The following is a 23427-nucleotide window of genomic DNA, read 5'->3' as shown; positions in this document are numbered from 1 at the left end:
CCATGGCGGCACGTTGAAAAGGGTTACCCGTTCTGCGGCCGGCCCTTTTGGTAACAGCGTATCGGGATGGTGGTGAACATGGCCGCAAAACACCGGTTACATGAAATGCAAGCGGCTTCGGTGGCTTTTCCTTCGAAGAATCGGCGGACCAGCGACGGCTCCCTGATAAACGGACGGGACATTGCTATCATGTCTGCAACTCCCCGGGAGACTGTTTTTTCCATTTGAGAAAACCTGCGCATGCCACCCACCAAAATCAGAGGAACGCCTTTCATTACTGGACGAATCGTCAGGGCTGCATCAAGGTTGTAGGCTTCCTTAAACCGGTTGGCCGGACCCTGCATTTTCATCTTCAACCTGGCCATCGGTCGCATCCAGGCAGGCAGCGCGCGGACCAATTCAGCGCCGGGGATGTCCCCGCGAATAGTCTGAAAGCCATAATAGGTCCCACAACTGACTTCGATAGCGGCCACCCCCAGTTCAACCAGCCATTTTGCATAGGTGGCCGCCAGATCAGGCGTGATACCGCTGCGTGGTGTAAAATCATTCGTGTTCAGCTTGATGAGCACCGGCACGCCATCCGGCAATGCTTTTTGGACCCGGGTAACGATTGCTTCTAAAAATCGAAAACGGCCGGCCTCCGATCCGCCCCAGGAATCTTGGCGGTGATTAAAGAAAGGGGACAGGAATTCATTGATCAGATATCCATGCGCGGCATGGATCTGAACAGCATCGGCACCGGCCTGGTGAGCGCGTTTGGCAGCGGCGGCGAAGGCTTCAATGCTTTCCAGGATCTGATGCTCGTCCATTGACACGGGTTTATTGAGGCTGACCGGATCTCGGCCCCGGCTGGAGGGTGCCAGGGGTGCCTGCCCCAGGATCCTTCTCGGACTCTGCCGTCCACCATGAGCAAGCTGAAAGCCAATTGTCCCACCATGCGCATGTACCGCATCGGCCAATTTTTTCAGACCGGGAATCATAGCGTCAGCGTGAATGCCGCTTTGCCGGTTATGGGCTCTCCCCAGCGGATGGACATAAAGATGGCCGGGAATGATCAGGCCGACGTCCCCTTTTGCAAGACGGGTATAGCGTTTGACGATATCGTCGGTAATGCTGCCGTCATCAGCGGCCATCGCTTCATGTGTGGCCGAGTGGACGAATCTGTTTTTTATTTTCACGTCGGCGAGCATAATCGATTCAAACAGGCATGACATGACCCACCCCATATGGGTATTTGCAAAGAAAGTCGAGTGACTTGAATGGTGGTTGTCGGTCAGACAGCCATATATTCACAAAGTATCCGCCGGGTGTCAAAGCTTTTGCCAAATCAACCCAACCGGCGGTTGCCATGGCAACTGCTCCCAACGGAACGGGCCGAGATAATGTTGCTGACGATCAAAGATAACTTGATGTCACCAATATTTTTGCTTATTATACAGGAAATGCGTTTCAAGCCCATCCGAATTATTGTGTGGTTATTACCCTTGCCTTGATGCGTCTACGCCGGCCCTGCCTTCATCGAGCGATTTCCGAATTTGCTGCAGATATAGTCATCACCCTCTTTCGCAATAAGTGTTGGTGTTGGAAGTACGGTGTCGGCTGTAAACGCCATGCATTCGAATGGATTGACTACTTCTGGCTAAGCTGTCGAGGGTCTAAAAAATGATCGGTGCCATTGCCGGCGACATGATCGGTTCTCCCTATGAAAGCCGCCCGATCAAAACGGTTGCCTTCCCGATGGTCGCGTCGGCGTTTACCGACGATACGGTCCTGACCATCGCGGTTGCCAACGCCATTATTCGCTGCAAGGACTACCGCCGGTCGATCAAGTGCTTTGCCCGAAATTTCCCCAATCTGCCCTACGGTGGATCATTCTGGCACTGGATCTGGGATCCCAACAGCATTCCCTATTACAGTTACGGCAACGGTTCGGCCATGCGGGTCTCCCCCGTGGGGTTCGCTTTCGAGTCCATTGAAGAGGTGTTGGCCCATGCCAAACGATCCGCCGAGGTCAGCCACAATCACCCGGAAGGCATCAAAGGCGCCCAGGCAACCGCACTGGCCGTTTTCCTGGCCAGGAAAGACGCGGATAAAGCGACCATTCGAAAGCAGATCGAAACCCGGTTTGCCTACGATTTGAGGTGCAGCATCGCGGACATCAGGGCGGGTTACTGTTTCGATGTCTCCTGCCAGGGTTCGGTTCCCGAGTCCATCGTTGCCTTTCTCGATTCGGAAGACTACGAAACCGCAGTGAAGAATGCCATCTCTCTCGGCGGTGATGCGGACACCATGGCCTGCATCGCCGGTGCGATTGCCCAGGCCTATTACAAAACCATGCCGGCGGATATCGTGCGGCAGGTCAGGCGTAACTTGCCCGACGCCCTGCTGGCGGTACTGGATCAATTCAGCGAAAGATTCGATTGCCCCTGTTGATAAATGACGGTCGTCCGACCGACTTGACAACGCTGCTGAAGTGCCCAGAATATAGCTTGAACCGTCGGTTTTAAATTAACCTGCTTTCGTAGCAACTGTTTGTATTTAAATTAGTTGTCTCATCGGTTGCAGCGCAGCCGGGAGTTGATATAACAGGATGGAAAAATGACCCACAATCCCTTTAAACTGATACCCGAGCCCACCCCTCCTGAGAAAAGAAATTCTGATAAACTGACCTATTGGCGTTCATCGTACGATTGTTTCTCAATCGACTACAAGGGCATTATCACCGAAATCTGCAAAGGCGACCTTGGTTATGGCGATATGGACCGGCTGGATGGCGCCATTCATGCGGCCATTGGCTGCAAGCAAAAAAACAGCAGGGCATGTCAATTACTGGAAGGATAAAAAGTCCGGCGTCAGTTCAGCAGATGACTCTATTGGCCGTTCAACCGGCCAACCCCGTCATGCCGGACCTGATCCGGAATCCAGGGGTCTGACTGAGATCTTCCGGCCCCTCTCGATGGGGCTGGGAAGGCAATGACATTGCGACAACCTTATACCGTGGATGTGCATGCCCACATCTGTGATTCTGATTTTGACGATGACAGGGCCGACGTATTGGCACGGGCGCGTGGAGCGGGTGTGGCGGCGATTGTCGCTGTGGGTGAGAACCTCGGCGATGCCCGCAAAAATGTCGAACTGGCTGGGACCACTGCCATGCTCAAGGCGGCGGCCGGGCTGTATCCGACGATTCTCGATTTAGATCAGGCCGATGCGATGGAGGCTTTCATTCGCCGGAATCGTTCGCATCTGGTTGCGATCGGGGAAGTCGGACTGGATTTTTGGGTAATAAAAGAAGAGTCGGAAAGAGAACTTCAGAAAGAGATTTTTAAACGGTTTGTCGAATTGTCGAAAGCGCTGGATCTGCCGTTGAACGTGCATTCACGGTCTGCAGGCCGCCATGTGGTCTCTCTGCTGATGGAAAACAATGCCACCCGGGTCCAGATGCATGCCTTCGACGGAAAGGCGGGTGCTGCGCTTCCGGCGGTTGAAGCCGGATATTTCTTTTCGATTCCCCCCTCGGTCATCCGTTCCCGCCAGAAACAAAAATTGGTCAAACAGCTCCCCCTGTCCTGCCTGCTGGTCGAAACGGACAGCCCTGTTCTGGGTCCGGAGCCGAACGTACGCAACGAACCGGCCAACCTGATGGTTGCCATCGAGGCGATTGCGCAGATCAAAGCAGTTTTGAAAGAAGCGGTCGTGGAAGCGGTCGCAGAGAACACGCAGCGCCTGTATGGGGACCTGTCAAGCTGTTGAAAAAGTCTTGGGTACAGGCGGGCAAGTCAGCATGCGGCGAAAAGGGTAGTTCTCTTCTGAACCGCATGCCAGGGCCCCCTATCATATTGGTAGTTTTTACCTATCAACATACGGCCAGCCGGCTCACATTGCTTTTGCGGCTGGATGCTGTAGATTTTACTCAAGCAAAATGAAACAAAACCAACAACGTTTAAACCAATCAACCCGTGAGGTGATATCATGGCCGAAAATAATACCCAGGACTACTTTGATGACAAGAGCGAAGGACATGTAGATACCCGTGAAGCCAATTTTAAATGTGAAAATCCCGACAAGCACCTGGGATGCGATCTGGGAATTGATGTCATGGGATAGTTGAAAGGAAGGTGACCGATGATAGGCTTAACACTGACGCTCATTACACTTGGATACTTGATTAACCGTTGCGTGGCAGGACGGACATCAGAGGCCACCTGTAAAATCTGATGGCGGGATTGCCGGCAGCCCTTAAAAAATGAAGGTATAAAATTGAGCAGAGCCTCTAACGGGGCTCTGCTTTTTTGGGGTGGGCATAAGGCTTTGTTCAAACCTCACCACTACACATTTTTTGACAATTCGGTCGTCGCCGTCGACCCTTTTTTCCGGTAGACCTTGATTTCTATCCGGGTTTCAAAAAGAATTGGGTTTTAAAACGAACCCATAATCTGTATTAAATCCTCGATCCATGTTGTATTAAGCGCCCATCTTATTATCAAAAATCGGGATTACTTTGTGTGAAAAGAAAGTGACACCAATGACTCAAGGTAAATTCAGCACCTCACCGCAAGAGCGATATCTGGAAGACTATGTGGAGGGGGATATTCATGAACTCGGGCCGGTTGCCATCACGGAAGATGAGATCGTCCGGTTCGGCAAAACGTTTGATCCACAGCTTTTTCACACCGATCCGGAAGGCGCTAAAAATACGGTTTACGGCGGTCTCATCGCCAGCGGGTGGCACACCTGCGGTCTGTTCATGCGGCTTTTTGTCCAACACTACCTGCCGGGCCGAGCCAGCCTGGGAAGTCCGGGGGTGGATGAACTGCGTTGGCTCAAACCGGTGCGCCCCGGCGATGAACTCACCCTGCGCATCACCGTACACCGGGTCAAGCCTTCCCGCAGCAAGCCCGATCGGGGGGTGTTGTTCTCCTTCTGCGAGATGCTGAATCAGCAGCGTGACGTCGTGGCGACAATGATGGCCATGAATTTGATCCGGTACCGCGACCGCGGATGAGGGGAGGCTTTCAACCATGTTGACATCCCGTCTCCCCACGCTCGATGACATCGAAGGCAAAACGGTTCCGGCCGGGTTTCCCAGGGTCATCGACAGCCATGTCCATGTTTTCCCCGAGGGTATTTTCAAGGCCGTCAGACGATGGTTTGATGAAAACGCCTGGCACATCCGATATCAGCTATCCACGTCTGAGGTGTTCGATTTCCTGCTGTCACACGGCGTCGGTCACCTCATCGCCCTCCAATATGCCCATGCCCCGGGAATTGCCGCCGATCTCAATGGTTACCTGGCCAGAAAATGCCGGCAATACCCCGACCGGGTAACCGGGTTGGCGACCGTCTTTCCCGGTGAGAAAAATGCCGGAACGATTTTGCAGGAAGCCTTCGATGCAGGCCTAAACGGGTTGAAACTTCACGCCCACGTCCAGTGTTTCGACATCAATGCCGACGACACCCGACGCGTGTTCGACGTTTGCCAGTCCAATAACAAGCCCGTGGTGATTCATTTCGGAAAAGAGCCCAAAAGCCCCGTTTACCGCTGCGACCCCTATACGCTCTGCGGTGCCGATAAGCTGGCGCGCGTTCTGGCTGATTTCCCCGGGCTGAAGGTCTGCGTGCCCCATCTCGGATTCAGCGAGACCCGTGAATACAAAACGCTGATAGAGAAATATGACAACCTGTGGCTCGACACGACCATGGCGCTGACGGACTATTTTCATATCCAGGAACGCATCGGCCTCCGGGAATACCGGATTGACCGAATCATGTACGGCTCTGATTTCCCCAACATTCCCTATGCCTGGGACAGGGAACTGAAGTGGCTGCAGGATTCGCGTCTTTCCGATGACGAACTGGATATGATCCTGAATAAAAACGCGGCCGACTTTTTCGACCTCCATGGTTGAATGGTGAAAGGGACAGGTCAAAAGGAACGACAGTGATGAGATCCGCTGCTGAAAAATATGAATTTGAGACTGGCGTCTACCGGCCGCCCAGCGAGGGGGGCAGCAACTCCCTGCTGGTTCGCCTGACACGCAATTGCCCCTGGAACCGCTGTACGTTTTGCGGCATGTATAAAACCGAGAAGTTCCAGGTGCGATCGGTCGCTGAAATCAAACAGGATATCGATGCCATGGCCGCCGTGCGCGACGACCTCGCGGTGCTTTCACGCTCGTTGGGACAAAATGGTGAGATCAGCCACCCTGCCGCCATCGCCCTGATTGAGAAAAACCCCGAATTGAACCACCACCAGGGGTTTGCCATGCTTTACCACTGGCTGTTGTCCGGCGGCAAAACCGTGTTTTTGCAGGATGCCAACAGCCTGATCATGAAAACCGACCAACTGGTGGAGGTGCTGGCGTATCTGCGCAGCACGTTTCCTTCCATCGCCCGGGTCACAACCTATGCCCGATCCAAAACCCTGGTGCAAAAATCCCTGGATGACCTCAAGGCCATCCGCCGGGCCGGACTGGACCGGTTGCATGTGGGATTGGAAAGCGGGGATGATACGGTGCTGAAAAAAATCCAGAAAGGCGCCACGGCCGAAATCCATATCAACGGCGGCCGGAAGGCCCTGGCAGCGGGCTTCCAGCTTTCCGAATACTGGATGCCCGGTCTGGGCGGCAAAACCCTCTGGCAGGACCATGCCAGAAATACGGCCCGTGTGCTCAGCGAGATCGATCCGCACTACATCCGGTCACGCCCGTTTCGCGTCTGGCCCGGCACCCCCATGGCCAATGAGATGGAAGCGGGGACCTTCGAGATGCTGACCCCCGGGGAGCAGCTTCGGGAGTTGCGCCTGACCATGCAGGAATTGTCGGTCACCGGCCGGGTGTGCTTCGATCATGCCGGTAATTACTGGAAAAACAGCCAGGGGAGGTTCCTGTTTTCCCACAGCTACGAAGGCTATAAATTCCCGGAAGAGAAGCAGACGGTCCTGGACCTGCTCGACGAAGGATTGAAGGCTGGGGATCGGCCGGCGCATTCGGTGCGTTTCTGACCGGCCCCGGGACGCCGGCAGAAAGGAAATCGCCGCGCCCGTGGCAAAATATGGATGAGTGGCGAAATGAGAAGCCGAACCGCCGCGTGCATCGCGCCAAAGCGCTGTCTGATCTTTTTTGACGATGACTGCCAAACCAGATAAAGAGGTGTCATGGGCTCCCTAAAAGCGTTGATAAACGGCAAACCCTTCCATAGCCGAACCATAGAGATGAAAAGCTACCCCCTGGATGATGACGCGATTTTGGTTGAGGGATGGCTCAGGGAAGATCGGTTTCACCCGGTTTACGCGATAACCGGTGAAAAGATCGAAAGGGGGCCGGTGCATCATATGGCCATCCGGCTCAAACTGGGGGGCTCCCCGCTGACCATCCTGGATGCCGAGGCGGAAATGGCGCATGTACCCCTTGACTGTTGCCGCAGCACCCTGGAAACGATTAAAAAGGTTATCGGCCTTGAAATAAGCGCCGGATTCAAAAAGAAGGTGAGGTCGCTCATGGGCGGTGAGCGGGGGTGTGCCCATCTGACCCATCTTCTCACGGTGATGAGCCAGGCGGCGTTTCAAGGCTATGTCGCCCACCGGAGGAAAGACCGGCACCCCCTTCCCCGGTCCCTGGAAGCGGTTGAAGGGATTGATTCCCTGTTGGGAAGTTGCAGCGCCTGGGGGCATGACGGCCCCAAATTGATCCATTTGAAGGCCGCCTTGGCGAACGAGGCTTCCCTGACCGATACCTGAAAGGTCGAATCCGTGCTTGTTACGGACACGCTTTTTATAACCAAGGAGATATTTATGATTACCGTAATCGTTGAATTTAAACTCCCGCAACCGATTTCCAGCCGGCAGGCCCGGCAGACTTTTTTGAGCACGGCACCCAAATACCAGGGTTTGCCCGGATTGATCCGTAAGTACTACTTTCTTGTCCCGGACGGAACCGCGGCCGGCGGCGTCTACCTGTGGCAATCGCGCGAAGATGCAGATCGTCTGTACACCGACGAATGGCGGGCGTTCGTACGCGGGAAATATGGCTCCGAACCTATTCTGAAATACCTGGAGACCCCGGTTGTGGTGGACAATGTGTCAAACGAGATCATCTCCGACCCAAGCAGCTGATTAAGCATTTTCATAGGAATGATGACCCATCATGAACGAAAATCTGATCGATGTGGCCCTGGGGCGCAGGCCCGGTGATCTTGCCATTGTCAATGCCAGGCTGTTGAACGTCTACACCGGCGAAATTCTGGACGATCAATCGGTATGCACCTGCGGGGAGCGGATCGCCTGCGTGGGGGCGGATATCGGGCATGCCATCGGCGACGGCACCACGGTTATCGACGCCGACGGCGCCACCCTCATTCCGGGATTGATCGACGGCCATGCTCATGCAGCCTCATTGTTCACCGCCGGCGAGTTTCTGAAATATGCGGCCAGAGGCGGCACGACCACCATTGTCACCGAGACCCTGGAAGTATATCCGGTTGCCGGCATCACCGGCGTCCTGGATTTTCTTGCATCATTAAAAGATCAGCCCATCAAGTTCTTTGCAACGGCGCCGGCCATGGTGTCCACCAGCCGGGCCGCCACGGGAATCGATCCTGCGGATCTGGAAACCCTGTTGGCGCGGGATGACATCATCGGACTGGGTGAATCCTACTGGCAGGCGGTGCTGCAGAACCTGGATGGGTTTCTTCCGATTTACGCCAAGACCCTGGTCCATCGGAAATCGCTGGAGGGGCATTCCGCCGGTGCCAGAGGAAACAAGCTTCAGGCCTATGCGGCCTGCGGGGTTTCTTCCTGCCATGAGCCCATTCAGGCCGACGAGGTGCTGGAGCGCCTCCGGCTGGGCATCTATGTAATGATCCGGGAGGGAAGCATCCGGCGGGATCTGGCCGGGATTGCCTCGATCAAGGATCATATCGTCGACACCCGGCGGCTGATTCTAACGACCGACGGCCTGTCCCCCGCGGATCTGATGGAGATGGGATACATGGAATATCTCGTTCAGAAAGCCATCGACTGCGGGTTCGATCCGGTTACCGCCGTGCAGATGGCGACCCTGAACGTGGCGGAGCATTTTGGCCTGGACGACCGTATCGGCGGCATCGCCCCCGGAAAAATCGCCGACCTGGTTCTGATTCCCGACCCGAAAACCATCCAGGCGATGTGTGTGGTCAGCAACGGCCGCATCATCGCACGGGATGGAAATCTCGACGTTGTGCCCCGGAAACACACCTTTGCCGCTGAAAGCCTGAACAGCATTCGAATTCCCAAAGCATTCGAGCCGTCCGACTTTTGCCTGCCTTTCCATGGGAACGGGGACACGGCCACGGTTCGGGTGATCGAGATGGTGACGGATCTGGTCACCCGGGAGGTGCGGCTGGATCTTTCGGTTGCCGGCGGCGAGATCCAAACGGATCGTGCCCATGACCTGCTGAAAATCGCCGCCATTGACCGGACGAACGTTCCGGGAAAATGTTTTACCGGCCTGATCAAGGGGTTCGGCATGCAGTCCGGCGCCATGGCATGCAGTGCGGCATGGGACACCTCCTGTGTCATCGTCGTGGGGGCCGACGAGGCGGACATGGCCTTTTGCGTCAACCGTATTCGGGAGATGCAGGGAGGAGCCGTCGTCTGCGCGGGTGGACAGGTTGCCGCGGAGCTTCCCCTGCCTGTTTTCGGACTGATCTCAGAGCTGCCGCTGGAAGCCCTCGCTGCACGGCTGAGAACAATCCAGCAGGCGGTTGCGGACCTCGGGGTCTCCTTTCCTGATCCGCTGCTGACGCTGGTCACCCTGACGGGAGCGGCCATTCCGTTTCTTCGAATCTGCGAGGAAGGGCTGGTGAACTTTAAGGACGGCCGAACGGTCGGTCTGTGGGTTGGATAGAAATCATCCACCATAGATAGTGTCTATCCAGAAACGGTCTTTTTGCCCGATATCTGCGTTATGCTCAAAATTTTATCTTCGGAATATCAGCTATATGCCTGCGGTAAAATTTATCGCATGCCTTGATCTCGACCCAAAATGCTCGTTTCTGGATGGACATTGTAGATTGATGGAGCCATAAACCGTTCCCTCTCCGGTCAGGCGCTTTTTTGAGAAGAGCCATGCCATTTCAACCCAACGAGTTGGATGATTTAAAAAAAGCGAAGGCGCTGCTGGAGAATCCGGGTCTTGCGGCAAAGATCACCCATTTCCTGGGTACACCGATTGAAAAAGGATTTGCGTTATTGCCCGACAACTGGCGTGGGAAAATCGGTGAACTGACCCGAACGGCCTTATCCAGGGCTATCCACGCCGCCGTTCTCACGATGAAAGATTCGCCGGGTGAGAGAGCATCAACGATCTGGCATAAACTGGCAGTGGCAACAACCGGCGGCATAGGCGGCTTCTTCGGATTGCCCGCCCTGGCCATCGAGCTGCCGGTTTCAACAACCATTATGCTGCGTTCGATAGCCGATATCGCCAGAAGCGAAGATGAACCGATCAATAGCATTGAGTCCAAAATTGCGTGCATTGAAGTATTTGCCCTAGGTGGGCCGACCATCACTGATGACGCTTCTGAATCGGGATATTTTGCCGTGCGTGCCGCCTTGGCGCAATCGGTTACCAGAGCTGCGGAATACATAGCCGAAAAAGGTCTGGCTGAAGAGGGCGCCCCCGCCCTGGTTCGATTGATCGTTCAAATTGCCGAGCGATTCAGTATCCAGGTATCGGAGAAAGCCGCCGCCCAAGCCGTCCCGGCAATCGGGGCAGCGGGAGGGGCGATTGTCAATACCTTGTTCATTGATCATTTCCAGGATATGGCGCGTGGTCATTTTATCGTCCGACGTCTTGAAAGAAAGTACGGTAAAAAAATCGTCAAGGAAACTTACCAGTCCGTTTGAGCATCGATAGACTGAGTATTTTTCTATCCTGCCGCAAATGACTTTCTACGATTCCATCAAAGAGGGGAATCATTTATGTTGAAAACGGAAGACACAATCTTATTGCTTGTCGATATTCAGGGTAAATTAGCCCACTTGATGCACGACAAACAACGGTTGTTCGAGAACCTGCAAAAGCTTGTCAAAGGAATTCAGGTCCTGGGCGTTCCCATTCTCTGGGTGGAGCAGAATCCTATCGGCCTGGGTCCGACCATACCTGAGGTCGCCGATCTTTTGCCCACTGTTAAGCCGATCGGCAAAATGAGCTTCAGCAGTTGTCGCAATGATCGCTTTCTGCAGGCGCTGAGAAATCTCAATCGCCGGCAGGTCCTGATCGCCGGCATTGAAACCCATATTTGCGTCTATCAGACAACGGCCGATTTAGTGGATTTGGGAGTTGAGGTTCATGTGGTGACGGACGCGGTGTCTTCCAGAAGCGCGGAGAACAAGGCAATCGGTCTGCAGAAAATGAGAGATGTGGGTGCGAGGTGGACGAGCGTCGAAACCGCTCTGTTTGAACTGCTTAAGGTGGCAGGTGGAGAACCGTTCAAGGAAATTCTCAGGATTGTGAAGTAATTGGTAACCACGCTTTTTAATTGTCGAATCGGGATAATCTTTTGAAAGTTGCCATTCTTTCGGATATTCACGGAAATTTTGAAGCGCTGAAAAGCGTTTATGCGGACATTCAGCAAAACGATGTCGACAATCTGCTGTGTCTGGGGGACATGGTCGGCTACGGCCCCGAGCCGGAAGAAGTAGTCAATTTTATGGTTGAGAAAGGCATTGTCGGTGTCATGGGAAACCACGAACTGGCTACCCTTGAAGATGCGCGGCTGGAAGAGATGTCCGGCGATGCCCGGGCGTCGATCCTGATCACCCGGAACCTGGTTTCAGACAACACGCTGGCTCTCATCGAGCAGCTGCCCCGATATCGCATCATGGGTGACATGCGCTTCGTTCACGGGATGCCCCCGGATTCCGCAACCACCTATTTGAACTGGCTGGGCGATGGAGAAATTGCCGGGCGTATGAGGGCGGTACCCCAGCGAATGATTTTCGTGGGCCACACGCATCGTCCGATCAGTTATTCGTTGGATGCGATCAATCTGGATGTCATTATTCTGCAAGCAGGTAAAACCCGGTTGCGTTGGGATCTCCAGCACCTCGTCAATGTGGGCAGCGTGGGCCAACCGCGAGACGACGATGCCCGGGCCAGGTATGTGATTTACGATACCGAAACAGATGAAATCGATTTGCGGTTTGTCGCTTATGATATCCAGAAGACGGTGGATCGGATCATTGCCCTGGGTTTTCCGACAATCAATGCGCAGCGGCTCTTTCCTAAAAAGAGGGCCTCGAATCGCGACACGCCAACCTGAAGGTGGGCAAAGCCGCCCCCCGCCTTCTGGAATTACCGCCGCAATTCGTACCCGTCTGGATAAAGACCGGCAACTGGACTGGGGTTCCCCGGTTTCCGGGGTGATGGAATCCGTGTCCGAATTGCCGAGGGTAATAGGGTAGTAGTTTTTCAACACCCTGACAGGTCTGTTCTTTAAGCGTTGGAGGTGCTCATGACAGAAACCGTCAAAATTCCCATTTTTCCACTTGGTGTGGTTTTGCTGCCGGACATGCTCTTGCCGCTTCATATTTTCGAGGAACGATACAAACAGATGATTTTCGAATGCCTGACGGAACAAAGGCCGTTTGGGATCGTGCTGTTCGACGGCCAGTCCATCCGCTCGGTCGGCTGCATGGCCCGGATCATTGAGATTGTCAAACGCTACGATGACGGCCGGATGGATATCCTGACCCGGGGCGGGGAGAGGTTTGTCATTCGGGGATTGATCCAGGACCGGGCATACATGGAGGCACGTGTTTTCTTTTTTGACGATGAGCAGGAGGAGGCATCCGACGACCAGTCGAAGGAGGTTGTTGAAAGCGCTCTGAATCTGCTCAAAGAGGATCCCGACATCCACCTCGGAGTCGACCCGCCCAACCCTGGTGACCGCATCCATCCGAAGACGCTTTCCTATGTCATCGCGGCCCTGGAAGGATTTGCGCCCGCCGAACGCCAGGATTTTCTGGAGATGACTTCTTCGACCGAGAGGCTTAAAAAGTGCGTTCAGGCGCTCTCAAGAATTGTGGCGCGCAACCGTTTGACCCGGGAGATTCGGAAGATGATCGGTGGAAACGGCCACCCGCCGAAGAGCATCCTCAGAGAACTCCAAGGCCTGGAGAAAAAATAAATGGGAGCAAGGCACTTGCCGGCGCTGCTGCGGCGGCGGAATTGCCGCACATCGCACCCGCACCGGATCAAAGGCGTTCAGTGATTGGAACCTCAACGGTCTTCGATACTTCTGCGGACCAGCAGGTCCACGCAGAGCCGAATGTTCTCAGGGGTATAGATCCGCAGGTTTCCGCGGTAGAATCTGTTGAACAGGATCTGCTTCAGATCGGAGAGGTCCTGTCCTTTTCCCACTTCCGACACGACCTCTTCCCGGACATCCCGGGCCGCAGATAACGCCCGTAAAAAAACTGCCTTCACGTCTTTTCCCTGCCAGATGCGCTCGTGCGGAAAGGCCAGGACATCGGCCGGATATTTCGCCAGCTGTTCGATAGTTTCGATATACGGCCGGTAAGCGTGAAAAAAAACAGGAAAGATCATTTCGTCTGAAATTTGAAACCCGAGTGCATCGGAAACGAACAGCACCCGGTCCTTTTCGAACCAGGCGGCCAGACCGCAAGGGCTGTGGCCCGGTGCAGCGATCAGTTCCAGATTCCCACCGCCTTTCAGCGCAATTCGATCACCTCCGCTGACGGTTCGATCCACCGCAATCCGATTCTGGCGGGGCGGTTGTTCCGCATCTGCGCCGGGTGCTTCGGTTTCGAGATCCCCGGCGATCTGCCGGTCCTGATCGAAAAAGCCGGCGACCACCTTCGGATTGTCCATAACCCCGGCAGCCGCAGGCGAAGCGAGGACTTCGGCACCGGGGAAATGGCGCTTCAATTCGGGAATGCCGCAAACGTGATCGAAGTGGGCGTGCATGACCAGCAGGTTGTCAGGCGCAGGCCGGCCGGAGTCCGATAACTGTTTTACAAAATGGCGGGCACTGGCCGTAACGCCGCACTCGATCAGCACCTCCTGATATTCACCGACCAGATAATGTCGGAAATGACCGTTTCCGAAGACGGTCACATGGTCGGTCAGTTGCTCAGGCCAAGACCTGCTCATGGTTGTTCTCCTTTCGCACCTGTCCGCTGCCTGTAGAGACTACAATGCCATAGATATCCCTCACATTCTTTTTCATTTTCCTTTATATTTGCACTTTTCACACAATATTATGAGATCCTCCAAGGATTCTCTATAAAGATTATAAAAATTTTTGTGGTGGCAGCCTATATTAGTATCCGAACCACACTTTTCACATTTATAATTTGCCTTTTGAAAGGCTTGCAATTGAAGTTTTTTCCATTCAGGAGATAAAAGGTATTGTTTATAAACAAATCTATTAAATGAATTGAAACTCATCAGGTGGCGAGCCCAGAAAATTAATTTAGCAAGGCAGATTAAACTTTAGAGTGGTATCGATAATTGAAACGAAATTTATCCAACTGCTTTCGATCTGATTTATTTCCTCAGTTCTTCTTTAACAGCCGATCCAATCCTATCCAATAAATATGGCTTTTTGACATACGCTCCGGCACCCAATTCTTGAGCATTTTTTACCCGACCTGTTTCAGAAAACCCGCTAACAATAATTGCTTTTTGTGTTGGTCTAAATTCGCGTATTTGTTTATATGTTTCAAGGCCATCCATGCCAGGAAGCATAATCATATCTAAAATAATTAAATCGATCTTTCTCCCAGACTTTACCAACTCTACAGCCTCCTCACCGGTTGATGCAACACAGACATTATACCCCAATCTTTTCAATATGCTACTCGCCAAGTCTCTTTGTTCATGGACATCATCAACAACCAACACGGATTCTCCGTTTCCCATAATGTCCATAAGTGATGCGGAGGGTTTCTTCTTTTTAAGCCCCTTTCTTGTAGCAGGGAATAATAGGTTGAATGTTGTCCCTTTACCCTCTTCACTGACCACATCAATATGGCCATCATGATCATTTACCGTACCCCACACGACGGTCATGCCCAAACCGGTGCCACTTCTGCCCATTATCTTTTTTGAGTAAAATGGCTCAAATATCCGTTCAATGTCTTTTTTGGGAATACCGACACCGGAATCGGATACCTGAACCGAGATATATTCGCCTTCACGAAATTTATCGTAACCTGATATAGGATTTTCAAGGTAGCCATTTTTTGTGATAATGTGAATTATTCCTTCACCCTTTATCGCTTCTGCAGCATTGGTCACCAGGTTCATGATGGCTTTGTTCAGATTGAAGGGGATACCTAAAATATTAAAGAGATCTTTTTCGCATTCGAACTCCAGGACAACCCCGGGATGAAAAGAAATCATCTTGTCATACTCCGGTGAATTCAAATAGTCACTTATAACATCATTGAAATTTGTGATTTCTTTAACGGCTACATCTCTTCTGGCAAGCGTCAGCAGATCTTGCACTATCGCAGACGCCTTGATGCCGGAATCTTTTATGGTTTGAATTGGTTTTCTTAAATGACTATCCTCCGGCAGGTCAAGCAAAAGCAATTCCGGGTAGCTTACTATGCCCGATAATACATTGTTAAGATCATGAGCCACTCCACCCGCTAAAAGCCCCAGGGCCTCCATTTTTTCTGAACGAACCAACTTTGATTTTAATTCTATCTTTTCCCTTTCCGTACGTTTCATTTCCGTTACATCAATCATTGATGCAATGATTTTCGATGATTTGGGTATGCGGCCAACTTTACATATAACGTCTTTTTCAGAACCATTCTTAGCAATCAAATGGAATTCAAGGTTTTGTGAAAAGTGAGGGTTGTTTGTTTTCTCCTCTGATAAATGTGTATTTACCTTCATAAAGTCTGAAGGTCTGATTATCGTCTTAAAATTCCATTTATTTTCAATTTCTGCCTTTTCATGCCCCACAAGTTTTTCGAATTCGCTGTTAACCAGGGTAATGGTAAGATCTGATTCTATCATGGCATTGGCGGTAGCTGTGTTTTCGAACAATGACCGATATTTATCCTCAGAACCGGTAAGCTCGTTGATTAAGCGATCTCTTTCTCTTAGAGATCCTTCATACTCTTCAATGACATCTCGTACCTCTTTTTTAACCTGCCAGATACCGATGCTTTTGACCAACCGGCTGACGATTCCGGACTTTTTCCAGGCAAGGTGGAATTCACAGTATTCATCACCGTTTAAAAGACATTTAACCTCTTCAGCATGGATGTCCTTGACACCAGAGGAGTGCAACAGCTCAGTGTAGATTCCAAGGTTCCAATTGCAAATATCCTTGGTCACTTCAAATTGCGGATAGTAGCGGAGTTCGAAAGCAAGTTCTTTTCCATTAAGTTTCTTGTAGAAAACCTGTTTTGTGCGATTGAATCGAGAATTTATTTTAGTCGCCTGTTTAGCCAGAAAAACCGGTCCGAACAGCTTTCCTATAAAAAGCGCATGTTTTGACAAACTTTCCCTTACAGCACCTCTTCCTGCGTCAAATAACGGATTGTCGGCTTTAACAACCTTGTTGACATTGTGTAACAGTTTTAAAGAGAATTCATTGGACACCCAGTAGTCTATGTCAACAATCTGGTCCTTTCTGATCGGTGTAATCTTGGAAGGGTCTGTCAGGTCATGGATGAGATAACTGGGATTATCTACAAGTCCATTTACAACCGTGCTAACACCCCCGCTGCCGTATCGTTTTTCAAGAAATGTAAACAATCCCTTGAAATTTAAACAATTGATATCTTTCGACATTGGCAGGCTCATTATCTATGCCCCCAAGCCGTCAGTTGCGATACATTAATTTTGTTATTTCTACAGTTCAAAATTTTCTTTTTTCAAAATTTCTCTTCTTAGTATCAAATGATCAGCATCCATGTGCCTGATAAGATATAAATTCAAACTGGTTAGATAGATCTTCTCTAATTTTTTGAACTCTTTATTTAGAATCTTATTATCGGCTTTAGTCGTCAGCAGTTCTTGCAGTGCCCTGTCTACCTTCTTTGACTGGGTTGCCATTCCTTTCAAAACGCCATACTTCAAGGCACTGATTTCAAAATATTCATATACTACAAACAAAAAAAGTGCCAATACGAATAGGGCAATTATTGCGAATTCCATTATAACCACTAAAAATTTTAATTTATTTTTCGCAGGGTTCTATTGGTGATGGAAATTTCAAACCCGAAATGAAAAGAAGTCCCCACGAAAGAATTGTCGGCCGGTATTTAAAAAACTTGATTGAAAATAGGATTGTTTTGAGTAAGAAAATGGATGCCTTGATAACAAAGATTGATTTATCAGGGCACGAAAGCTAAATTAATAAAAAATTACAAATAGTTAGATATAACCTCCGTGTCAGTTTTGATTGTGATAAGGCTAGGGTTGTGCCCAAGAGAATAGTGCTTCCCAAACTGAGCGTTGCATATTTTTCCAGATAGAATACCCGGTTTTTTTTGGTTTGCCCTTATGGTTTACTGCACTTGAAATGCAAAACCCGTTGGGATTGCCGATCTGAGCGCATCACTGGTGTCAGTCGGCATCCTGCATCGGCGACTTGCAGCGCAATGCCGACTTCCTGGGTTTTGCGGCAAGCTCGACAACCGCTTGTGTGGGTGGTAATTGAATTGGAAGTCATTTTGACTGGGATTTGAGATAATACTATGCAATCCAATCCTTTTTCAGCAACAAAAGATTTAAGTCGATTTCTTCAGAAACAACCGAATATCTTTTTAGCAAAAATATGTAAGCATTCACGGGGTACTTTGAGGATCCAACTGGTCTCGCAACCCCCCGAAATCAAAGCACAAAAAATAGATCATAACTAACCGAAATAATACAAAATAAATCTAGATTTTTCTTTTTGACTATGGTAGAGTGCTTTTCATGGCACTCAAAAGACCCTTTTCGGAACTCGATTGGCAACTGACACCAGAGCCGGTGCGACAGTATATCATGGCTCTGGAACGGATGCTTTTCGATATGGAACAGCGGATTGTAGCCCACGAAAAGCGGCTGGAGAAGCTTGAGGTTCGGTCCAGCAAAAATTCTCATAACTCCAGTAAGCCGCCGTCATCCGATCCGCCCTTTAGCAGGCAAAAGAGAAAACAGAAAAAGAGTACACGTGCAAAAGGCGGTCAGAAAGGCCACAAGCCGCATCAGCGGCAGATGCTGGATCCGACCGAGAGCCATTGGTTGATGCCGACGCGCTGCGCATGCGGGCATGCGCAGTTCGATCCGCAAAAGATGCAGCCGTTTTATGCGCATCAGCATATCGAGCTACCCGAAATCGAAATGCAAATCAGCCACTATATTCTCCAGCAATGTGACTGTCCCAACTGCGGCAGGACGGTCAAGGCCGCGCTACCTTCTGACGTATCCACCGGTTATGGGCCGCGCTTTACCGCGCTTATCGGAGAATTGAGTGGGATCAAGGCCATGAGCCGCAACGACGTCAAGCAGTTGTGTGAGTCGGTTCTGGGCATCGGGATTGCCACCGGAACCATCCAGAAGCTTGTCGACCGCACGTCAAATGCGCTATTGCCGGCCTACGAACGCATCGGCCGGGTCGCCCGACGCTTTTGGTGCAACTACATCGACGAAACTTCCTGGTTTAAGGAAAACGACCTGCACTGGTTGTGGGCCATGGCCAACGAACGGGTGGCGTTTTATCGCATCGACCCGCATCGCTCCAAGGAAGCTTTCGAAAAACTGGTCCGGGATTGGGACGGGATTCTGGTCAGCGATGGTTACGGCCTATATCGAAAATGGGTTAACCGCCAAACCTGCCTGGCCCATCTGATCCGCAAAGCCGATGCCCTGGCGGAACGAAAGAAAACCGATCTTTGCCGCTTCGGAGAAATCGTCGCCGCCTGGCTGAGGCAACTGGTATCGTTTGCCAAAGAACCTCCCGACCCGGAAATGTGGTCGGATTTTTATACGTTCTTTTTGTTTACCGTCTCCGTTTGGGAGAAGGACAAGACCGACGCCGGAAAACTCGCCCGGCAGATTGTTCGCGAAATGGACAGTCTGTGGACCTTTCTCGATCACCATGGCATTGAACCGACCAACAACCGTGCCGAACGGGCACTGCGCTTTGGGGTGCTATGGCGAAAGCGCAGCCTGGGCACCCAAAGCGAAAAGGGAAACCGGTGGGTCGAAAGGATATTATCCCTGAAAGAAACCTGCCGTCTAAATGCAAAACCGACGTTCCCGTTCCTCGTGGAATGTATTACTTCCTATTTTCGAAGGTCGACGCCCAATCTCTCCTGGATTTAATTCAAACTGGAATATCCCGTGAACGCGTACAAAAATATTGCCCTTTTCAATTTATCGGCGATATTTATCGATTATTGGATTTTATTACTATGTCATAAACAATGAAGAAAGAAGAAATATATCAAAGTCATTGAAGTATGTATTAGGCAAGAATATCGGCAAAATTTCATTTCAATCCATATTAGTTAACACTTATTTTGGAATTTTCGAGCACTATTTCGAAAAAATGATAAACGCGCACAAATCTCTTCCAGAAATGATGAATTATTTAAACAATCGCATCTCATTTCCTGGAAGAGATCTTATGGATCAGATCACATCATTAAACAAGGGTTGCATTTTAGTAACGGGACATTTTGGGGCTGTTGAATATATTCCACTTTATCTTGCTTCGAATGGTTACCGGCCTTCTATGATATTGCGATTTAAAACGAAAGAACTTAGAAAAGTTCTTGTTTGTCGGTCAAATGCAGTTGATCTTGAATTGATTGATGCCGATAGCCCAAATGTTATTTTTAAAGCATTGAATGCCGTTAAAGAAGGCAGGGTATTAATTACATTGTGCGATGAGATCCATAGTTGGCGTCCCAGCAGCATCGGAAATACAAAGCTATTCGGGTATTGTGTTCCTAAAGACCGGACTTTGGATATCCTTTATAAGCGGTCTAAAGGACCGATGTGTTTTGGTGTCCTTCAACGAGAGCAGATAGGATTTAATTTAGCCATTCATCCTATTGCAGATGGACAGGAAGATTGTTCGGCGTGCGAGGCTTCATGGAAACTGCTTGAGAAATACATATACCGGAACCCCGAACAATGGTACCAATGGCCAAGTTTTTACCCGGAATTTACCAAGTATATCTCGAATATGGAATGTTATGATTATTGAAAATATCAAAATCTACAATCTTAGAATCCCTTTTTCGAGAACTATCAAGCATAGTTTATATACCAGAAACGTGACGGAGAGCATCATTGTCGTCATTCAAGACAATAATGGCAATCAAGGTATGGGTGAGGGGACGCCCAGAGAATATGTCACCGGGGAGTCCTTGGATAAAAGCTTGATGGCTTCCGAGTTAATTTCCAAAGCGATTCTCAAAAACCCATTCGAAACCATCAACGATCTGACCGCATTGCTAAAAGACGGTGGCTATTCTGAAATTATAGATAATAATCCAGCCGCATATTGCGCGGTCGAAACGGCACTACTGGACCTCTGTGCAAAAGTTGAAAAGAAACCCATATATCATCTATTTGGTGATTGTTCCAGTAAAAGGGTTTTATCATATTCTGGAGTTATCCCCTCAATAAATAGAAAACAGGAATTTCTAAAATATATTGAGCTGGTTCGAAAGTTGAAATTAACATCTTTAAAAATAAAAGTGGTCAATATTGAAAGTGGCATATCTCAGTTAAAAATAATTCGGGAAAAACTTGGAAATGAAATTGATATCCGAGTTGATGCCAACGCTGCGTTTACTGCCGCGACGGCAATGGATTTTATTAATAGAGCAAGGCCCATTCATCTCTCCCTTATCGAACAACCAGTATCTAAAAATGATCTTTCTGGATTAAAGAAAGTGTCAGAAAATAGCGAGATCCCAATTATTGCCGATGAATCCATGTATACGTCAAAAGGGCCGTTTTATTTGATCGACAATGATATTTGTCATGGCCTCAACATTCGATTATCCAGCTGTGGTGGTTTTCACAAGGCTCACCATATTTATCAACAGGCTAAATTAAAGAATATGACAATTGTATTAGGCGCCCATGTGGGTGAAACAGCAATCCTGTCCTTTGCCGGTAGGAATTTTGCGATGATTTGCGATGATGCCCAATATTTGGAAGGGTCGTTCTCCAAATATGTACTTAAGGAAGATCTTGTCGATACCGATATATCCTTTGGTTCAGGAGGGATGGTTCCTATACCAAAAAATTCTGGACTGGGGATTGAGATCAAAAATTCTGCCATCGAAAAATGGTCTAATTTATACGCAACACTATTTGCACCGTTTCTATCCCCTTTGGGTGGACGAATGGTATAATAATCGTCACCGGCTGTTCCGCCAGGTGTTTTCGATGCGCTGCATGCGCTGTTCCAGTGGCAGGATGTCATCCGGGCAATTTTCCCGCATCCAATCGTGCATGACGCGCACCCCGGCCAGATGGGCGCGAACTTCGGTATCGCCCCAATAATCATTGTCCGGGGAGTTGTAGCGTTGCTGGTCATGCCTGCATTGTTCAACGTGGACCGCTTCATGGGCCAGAATGCCGGTGGTTTCGCCCTCCGGTGCGCATTGTCCGGCCATTTTGTCCAAATATTCTTGCTCGTGCTGCAGTTCGCAGTTACCGTCGACGCCGATCTCGATTTCGGCGCCCTCATCTGGCTTTCGGGGCTTATCACAGGAATAAGGTGCGGGTTGCCCATGGTGCAAAATGACATAGGCCGCACGATCTACATAGCAAAGATAGCTGTCGTTGGATTGACGGCGCGGCCCGGGATCGGTATAGGCTTCAGCATAAGCCAGGCCATGATGAATGGCATTTTTTACGCGGTCGCAAGGAGCGGCTGGTCGAAAAGACCACCCAGCGGAAATTTTTTCCTTGTACCCGCCTTTGAACGCGGGCCTACTCTCATCCACCAAGGTGGAGCCGGCAAATTCTTTGGGATCGAGCGTCAACTCCCAGGAGGCAACCAAGCCGCGACCGCCGGGGGGTGCACTTAAGGTGGTTTCGGGTCCATTTTGGCTGCTTCCTTGAGCGGTTTTTTCCGGCTGCCCTGGTACGGTCGTGCGCCAGTAGAAGCTCTCCGACGTCGTCTTGTTTTCACAGACATCGGTGCTCCAATCGCTTTGATCCACCTGCTGGTCAATCAGCACCCAACTGTTGATGGACATTTGATACGTCCCAGCCGATAGTTCTTGGGAAAGCGCTTCCAATTGGCGCATCAGCGCCTGAGGGTCGTCTTGAAGGCGTTCCAGCTGCGACGTATTGGGTTGGCTGGTGGGCGCTAAGAAAGCCTGGGTGCTTTTCCGATGATTGGGTGCTCCTGAACCTGTATAGGTTTTTATGCGGATGCTCTCCAAGTGGGTGAAACGCGGACCTGGCGATTTTTTAATGGATTGTTTGCCTTTTTTACACCAGGTGTAGTTGATTTCACGGTCCAGTTTTTTATCGGTAACGTCATTGATGTCCCGCTTGACGGTGCCGATCGCCATCACGCCGTCGGTAATGCAGGCTTCATTGTAAAGGGTATCGGTCAGACGGCGAAAATTATCATCCGCAAGCAGCCTTTCGTCGGGGGGGCTTTTTTCTTTCGGTGAATCGGTGCGGCCTTGACCTTGGACGCGAACCGTCATGTCACCAACGAGCTGATCGGCGTGACCGAGTATTGGGAAGATGAAAAAGAGGGCAAAGAAAAACATTAAACAGCAGTAAGGACCGCCACCGACGCCACGCAATGTTAGGCCGGTGAAGTCTTTCACGCTTTATTCCCCCGACACCGTCCCTGTTCTGAAAAAACAGATAGGAACTTTCTTCCTGCGTAAGCAAGTATGCCAAGGGTGTGCTTGGGTGTCGATATCGATGTTTTTGCCGCGTTCACATGGTTTTTGAATCAAGCCATGGAGGAGAAGATATGAGGAGAGTGTTGTACGGTATACTAACCGTTTTGGCTTTGTTTGTCGCAATATCCATTACATACACAGAAGGTTTTGAACTCTATCCCGGAGCAAAGCTGGACAAACAACTCACAAAGGAATCCGCCCGGCAGGCAGCGCAGGCCAAGCTTGATACCAAACCAAGCATTTACGTGACTGGCGATTCTTTCGATAAGGTGTTTGCTTTTTACCGGGGGGGCGGGAAAGAATACAAGATGCCATATGCAGGTCCGGGCAAAGCGCAAAGGTTGCCCTCCGGTAAAGAACTCAAGATCGCCTTTTTATCTTCGACGGGGCAAATGACCTGGCCGGCTCGAAACTGTGGGCCAAAATCCAGCGGCCATTTATCGGCCCAGGAATGATAGAAGGACCGGATATGACGTTCATTATTTTGGTGGAGAAAAAATAGTTGGCAACAT

Annotated in this window: 23 protein-coding genes; 18 read left to right on the top strand and 5 right to left on the bottom strand. The window is 50.4% G+C overall.

Annotated features, from left to right (window positions below; genetic code table 11):
• Positions 1–23: 23 nt before the first annotated feature.
• Positions 24–1214, bottom strand: a complete 1191-nt coding sequence (locus ACHZBS_RS05060) for an NADH:flavin oxidoreductase (protein WP_319405436.1) — start codon at positions 1212–1214, stop codon at positions 24–26.
• A gap of 448 nt (positions 1215–1662) precedes the next feature.
• On the opposite strand from ACHZBS_RS05060, the gene ACHZBS_RS05055 reads away from it, so the two are divergent.
• The 14 genes from ACHZBS_RS05055 (at position 1663) to ACHZBS_RS04990 (ending at position 13170) form a co-directional block, all read left to right on the top strand.
• Positions 1663–2433: an ADP-ribosylglycohydrolase family protein gene (locus ACHZBS_RS05055; RefSeq protein WP_319405435.1), complete on the top strand. Its 771-nt coding sequence runs from the start codon at positions 1663–1665 to the stop codon at positions 2431–2433.
• A 165-nt stretch (positions 2434–2598) separates the two neighbouring features.
• Positions 2599–2841 carry a hypothetical protein gene (locus ACHZBS_RS05050; RefSeq protein ID WP_319405434.1) on the top strand — a complete coding sequence of 81 codons (243 nt, stop codon included), beginning with the start codon at positions 2599–2601 and terminating at the stop codon, positions 2839–2841.
• A gap of 132 nt (positions 2842–2973) precedes the next feature.
• Positions 2974–3753, top strand: coding sequence for a TatD family hydrolase (locus ACHZBS_RS05045; RefSeq protein WP_319405433.1), 780 nt, complete (start codon positions 2974–2976; stop codon positions 3751–3753).
• 219 nt (positions 3754–3972) lie between these two features.
• On the top strand, positions 3973–4107 hold the full coding sequence (locus tag ACHZBS_RS05040) for a hypothetical protein (RefSeq protein WP_319405432.1): 135 nt from the start codon (positions 3973–3975) through the stop codon (positions 4105–4107).
• A 418-nt stretch (positions 4108–4525) separates the two neighbouring features.
• Positions 4526–5005: a MaoC family dehydratase gene (locus tag ACHZBS_RS05035; protein ID WP_319405431.1), complete on the top strand. Its 480-nt coding sequence runs from the start codon at positions 4526–4528 to the stop codon at positions 5003–5005.
• A 16-nt stretch (positions 5006–5021) separates the two neighbouring features.
• Complete coding sequence (locus tag ACHZBS_RS05030; RefSeq protein WP_319405430.1) at positions 5022–5909, top strand: amidohydrolase family protein; 888 nt, start codon at positions 5022–5024, stop codon at positions 5907–5909.
• A 35-nt stretch (positions 5910–5944) separates the two neighbouring features.
• The gene (locus tag ACHZBS_RS05025) at positions 5945–7003 is read left to right on the top strand and encodes a radical SAM protein (protein ID WP_319405429.1); all 1059 of its coding nucleotides are present in this window, start codon (positions 5945–5947) and stop codon (positions 7001–7003) included.
• A gap of 153 nt (positions 7004–7156) precedes the next feature.
• Positions 7157–7738, top strand: coding sequence for a DUF2889 domain-containing protein (locus ACHZBS_RS05020; RefSeq protein ID WP_319405428.1), 582 nt, complete (start codon positions 7157–7159; stop codon positions 7736–7738).
• Between the two features lie 54 nt (positions 7739–7792).
• Positions 7793–8113: a YdhR family protein gene (locus tag ACHZBS_RS05015; protein WP_319405427.1), complete on the top strand. Its 321-nt coding sequence runs from the start codon at positions 7793–7795 to the stop codon at positions 8111–8113.
• 31 nt (positions 8114–8144) lie between these two features.
• Positions 8145–9884: an adenine deaminase C-terminal domain-containing protein gene (locus tag ACHZBS_RS05010; protein WP_319405426.1), complete on the top strand. Its 1740-nt coding sequence runs from the start codon at positions 8145–8147 to the stop codon at positions 9882–9884.
• Positions 9885–10105: 221 nt separating this feature from the next.
• Complete coding sequence (locus ACHZBS_RS05005; RefSeq protein WP_319405425.1) at positions 10106–10885, top strand: EcsC family protein; 780 nt, start codon at positions 10106–10108, stop codon at positions 10883–10885.
• 75 nt (positions 10886–10960) lie between these two features.
• Positions 10961–11500, top strand: a complete 540-nt coding sequence (locus ACHZBS_RS05000) for a hydrolase (RefSeq protein WP_319405424.1) — start codon at positions 10961–10963, stop codon at positions 11498–11500.
• A gap of 41 nt (positions 11501–11541) precedes the next feature.
• Positions 11542–12303: a metallophosphoesterase family protein gene (locus tag ACHZBS_RS04995; protein WP_319405423.1), complete on the top strand. Its 762-nt coding sequence runs from the start codon at positions 11542–11544 to the stop codon at positions 12301–12303.
• Between the two features lie 192 nt (positions 12304–12495).
• On the top strand, positions 12496–13170 hold the full coding sequence (locus ACHZBS_RS04990) for an LON peptidase substrate-binding domain-containing protein (RefSeq protein ID WP_319405422.1): 675 nt from the start codon (positions 12496–12498) through the stop codon (positions 13168–13170).
• 92 nt (positions 13171–13262) lie between these two features.
• Here ACHZBS_RS04990 and ACHZBS_RS04985 read toward each other — a convergent pair whose 3' ends face one another.
• From ACHZBS_RS04985 to ACHZBS_RS04975, 3 genes are all read right to left on the bottom strand, one after another.
• Complete coding sequence (locus ACHZBS_RS04985; protein ID WP_319405421.1) at positions 13263–14156, bottom strand: MBL fold metallo-hydrolase; 894 nt, start codon at positions 14154–14156, stop codon at positions 13263–13265.
• A gap of 396 nt (positions 14157–14552) precedes the next feature.
• On the bottom strand, positions 14553–16820 hold the full coding sequence (locus ACHZBS_RS04980) for a response regulator (RefSeq protein WP_319405420.1): 2268 nt from the start codon (positions 16818–16820) through the stop codon (positions 14553–14555).
• 60 nt (positions 16821–16880) lie between these two features.
• Positions 16881–17186 (bottom strand): hypothetical protein, encoded by a 306-nt coding sequence (locus tag ACHZBS_RS04975; RefSeq protein ID WP_319405419.1) that lies wholly within the window; start codon positions 17184–17186, stop codon positions 16881–16883.
• A gap of 765 nt (positions 17187–17951) precedes the next feature.
• Between ACHZBS_RS04975 and tnpC the strand changes: the two genes are divergently transcribed.
• Genes tnpC through ACHZBS_RS04960 form a run of 3 tightly spaced genes read left to right on the top strand, consistent with a single transcriptional unit; the run spans position 17952 to position 21394 of the window.
• Positions 17952–19343 (top strand): IS66 family transposase, encoded by a 1392-nt coding sequence (tnpC, locus tag ACHZBS_RS04970; RefSeq protein ID WP_319404498.1) that lies wholly within the window; start codon positions 17952–17954, stop codon positions 19341–19343.
• 37 nt (positions 19344–19380) lie between these two features.
• Entirely contained in the window at positions 19381–20232 is an 852-nt protein-coding gene (locus tag ACHZBS_RS04965) for a hypothetical protein (RefSeq protein WP_319405418.1), read from the top strand.
• On the top strand, positions 20222–21394 hold the full coding sequence (locus ACHZBS_RS04960) for an enolase C-terminal domain-like protein (RefSeq protein ID WP_319405417.1): 1173 nt from the start codon (positions 20222–20224) through the stop codon (positions 21392–21394). The genes ACHZBS_RS04965 and ACHZBS_RS04960 overlap by 11 nt, the downstream gene beginning before the upstream one ends.
• A gap of 6 nt (positions 21395–21400) precedes the next feature.
• On the opposite strand, the gene ACHZBS_RS04955 is transcribed toward ACHZBS_RS04960, so the two are convergent.
• Positions 21401–22834: a hypothetical protein gene (locus ACHZBS_RS04955; protein WP_319405416.1), complete on the bottom strand. Its 1434-nt coding sequence runs from the start codon at positions 22832–22834 to the stop codon at positions 21401–21403.
• A gap of 152 nt (positions 22835–22986) precedes the next feature.
• Here ACHZBS_RS04955 and ACHZBS_RS04950 point away from each other — a divergent pair, with 152 nt between their 5' ends.
• Positions 22987–23370, top strand: a complete 384-nt coding sequence (locus tag ACHZBS_RS04950) for a hypothetical protein (protein ID WP_319405415.1) — start codon at positions 22987–22989, stop codon at positions 23368–23370.
• The last annotated feature ends 57 nt before the right edge of the window (positions 23371–23427 follow it).

Source organism: uncultured Desulfosarcina sp. (assembly GCF_963664155.2).
Taxonomy (GTDB): Bacteria; Desulfobacterota; Desulfobacteria; order Desulfobacterales; family Desulfosarcinaceae; genus Desulfosarcina.
This window is presented reverse-complemented; position numbering and strand designations above follow the sequence as displayed.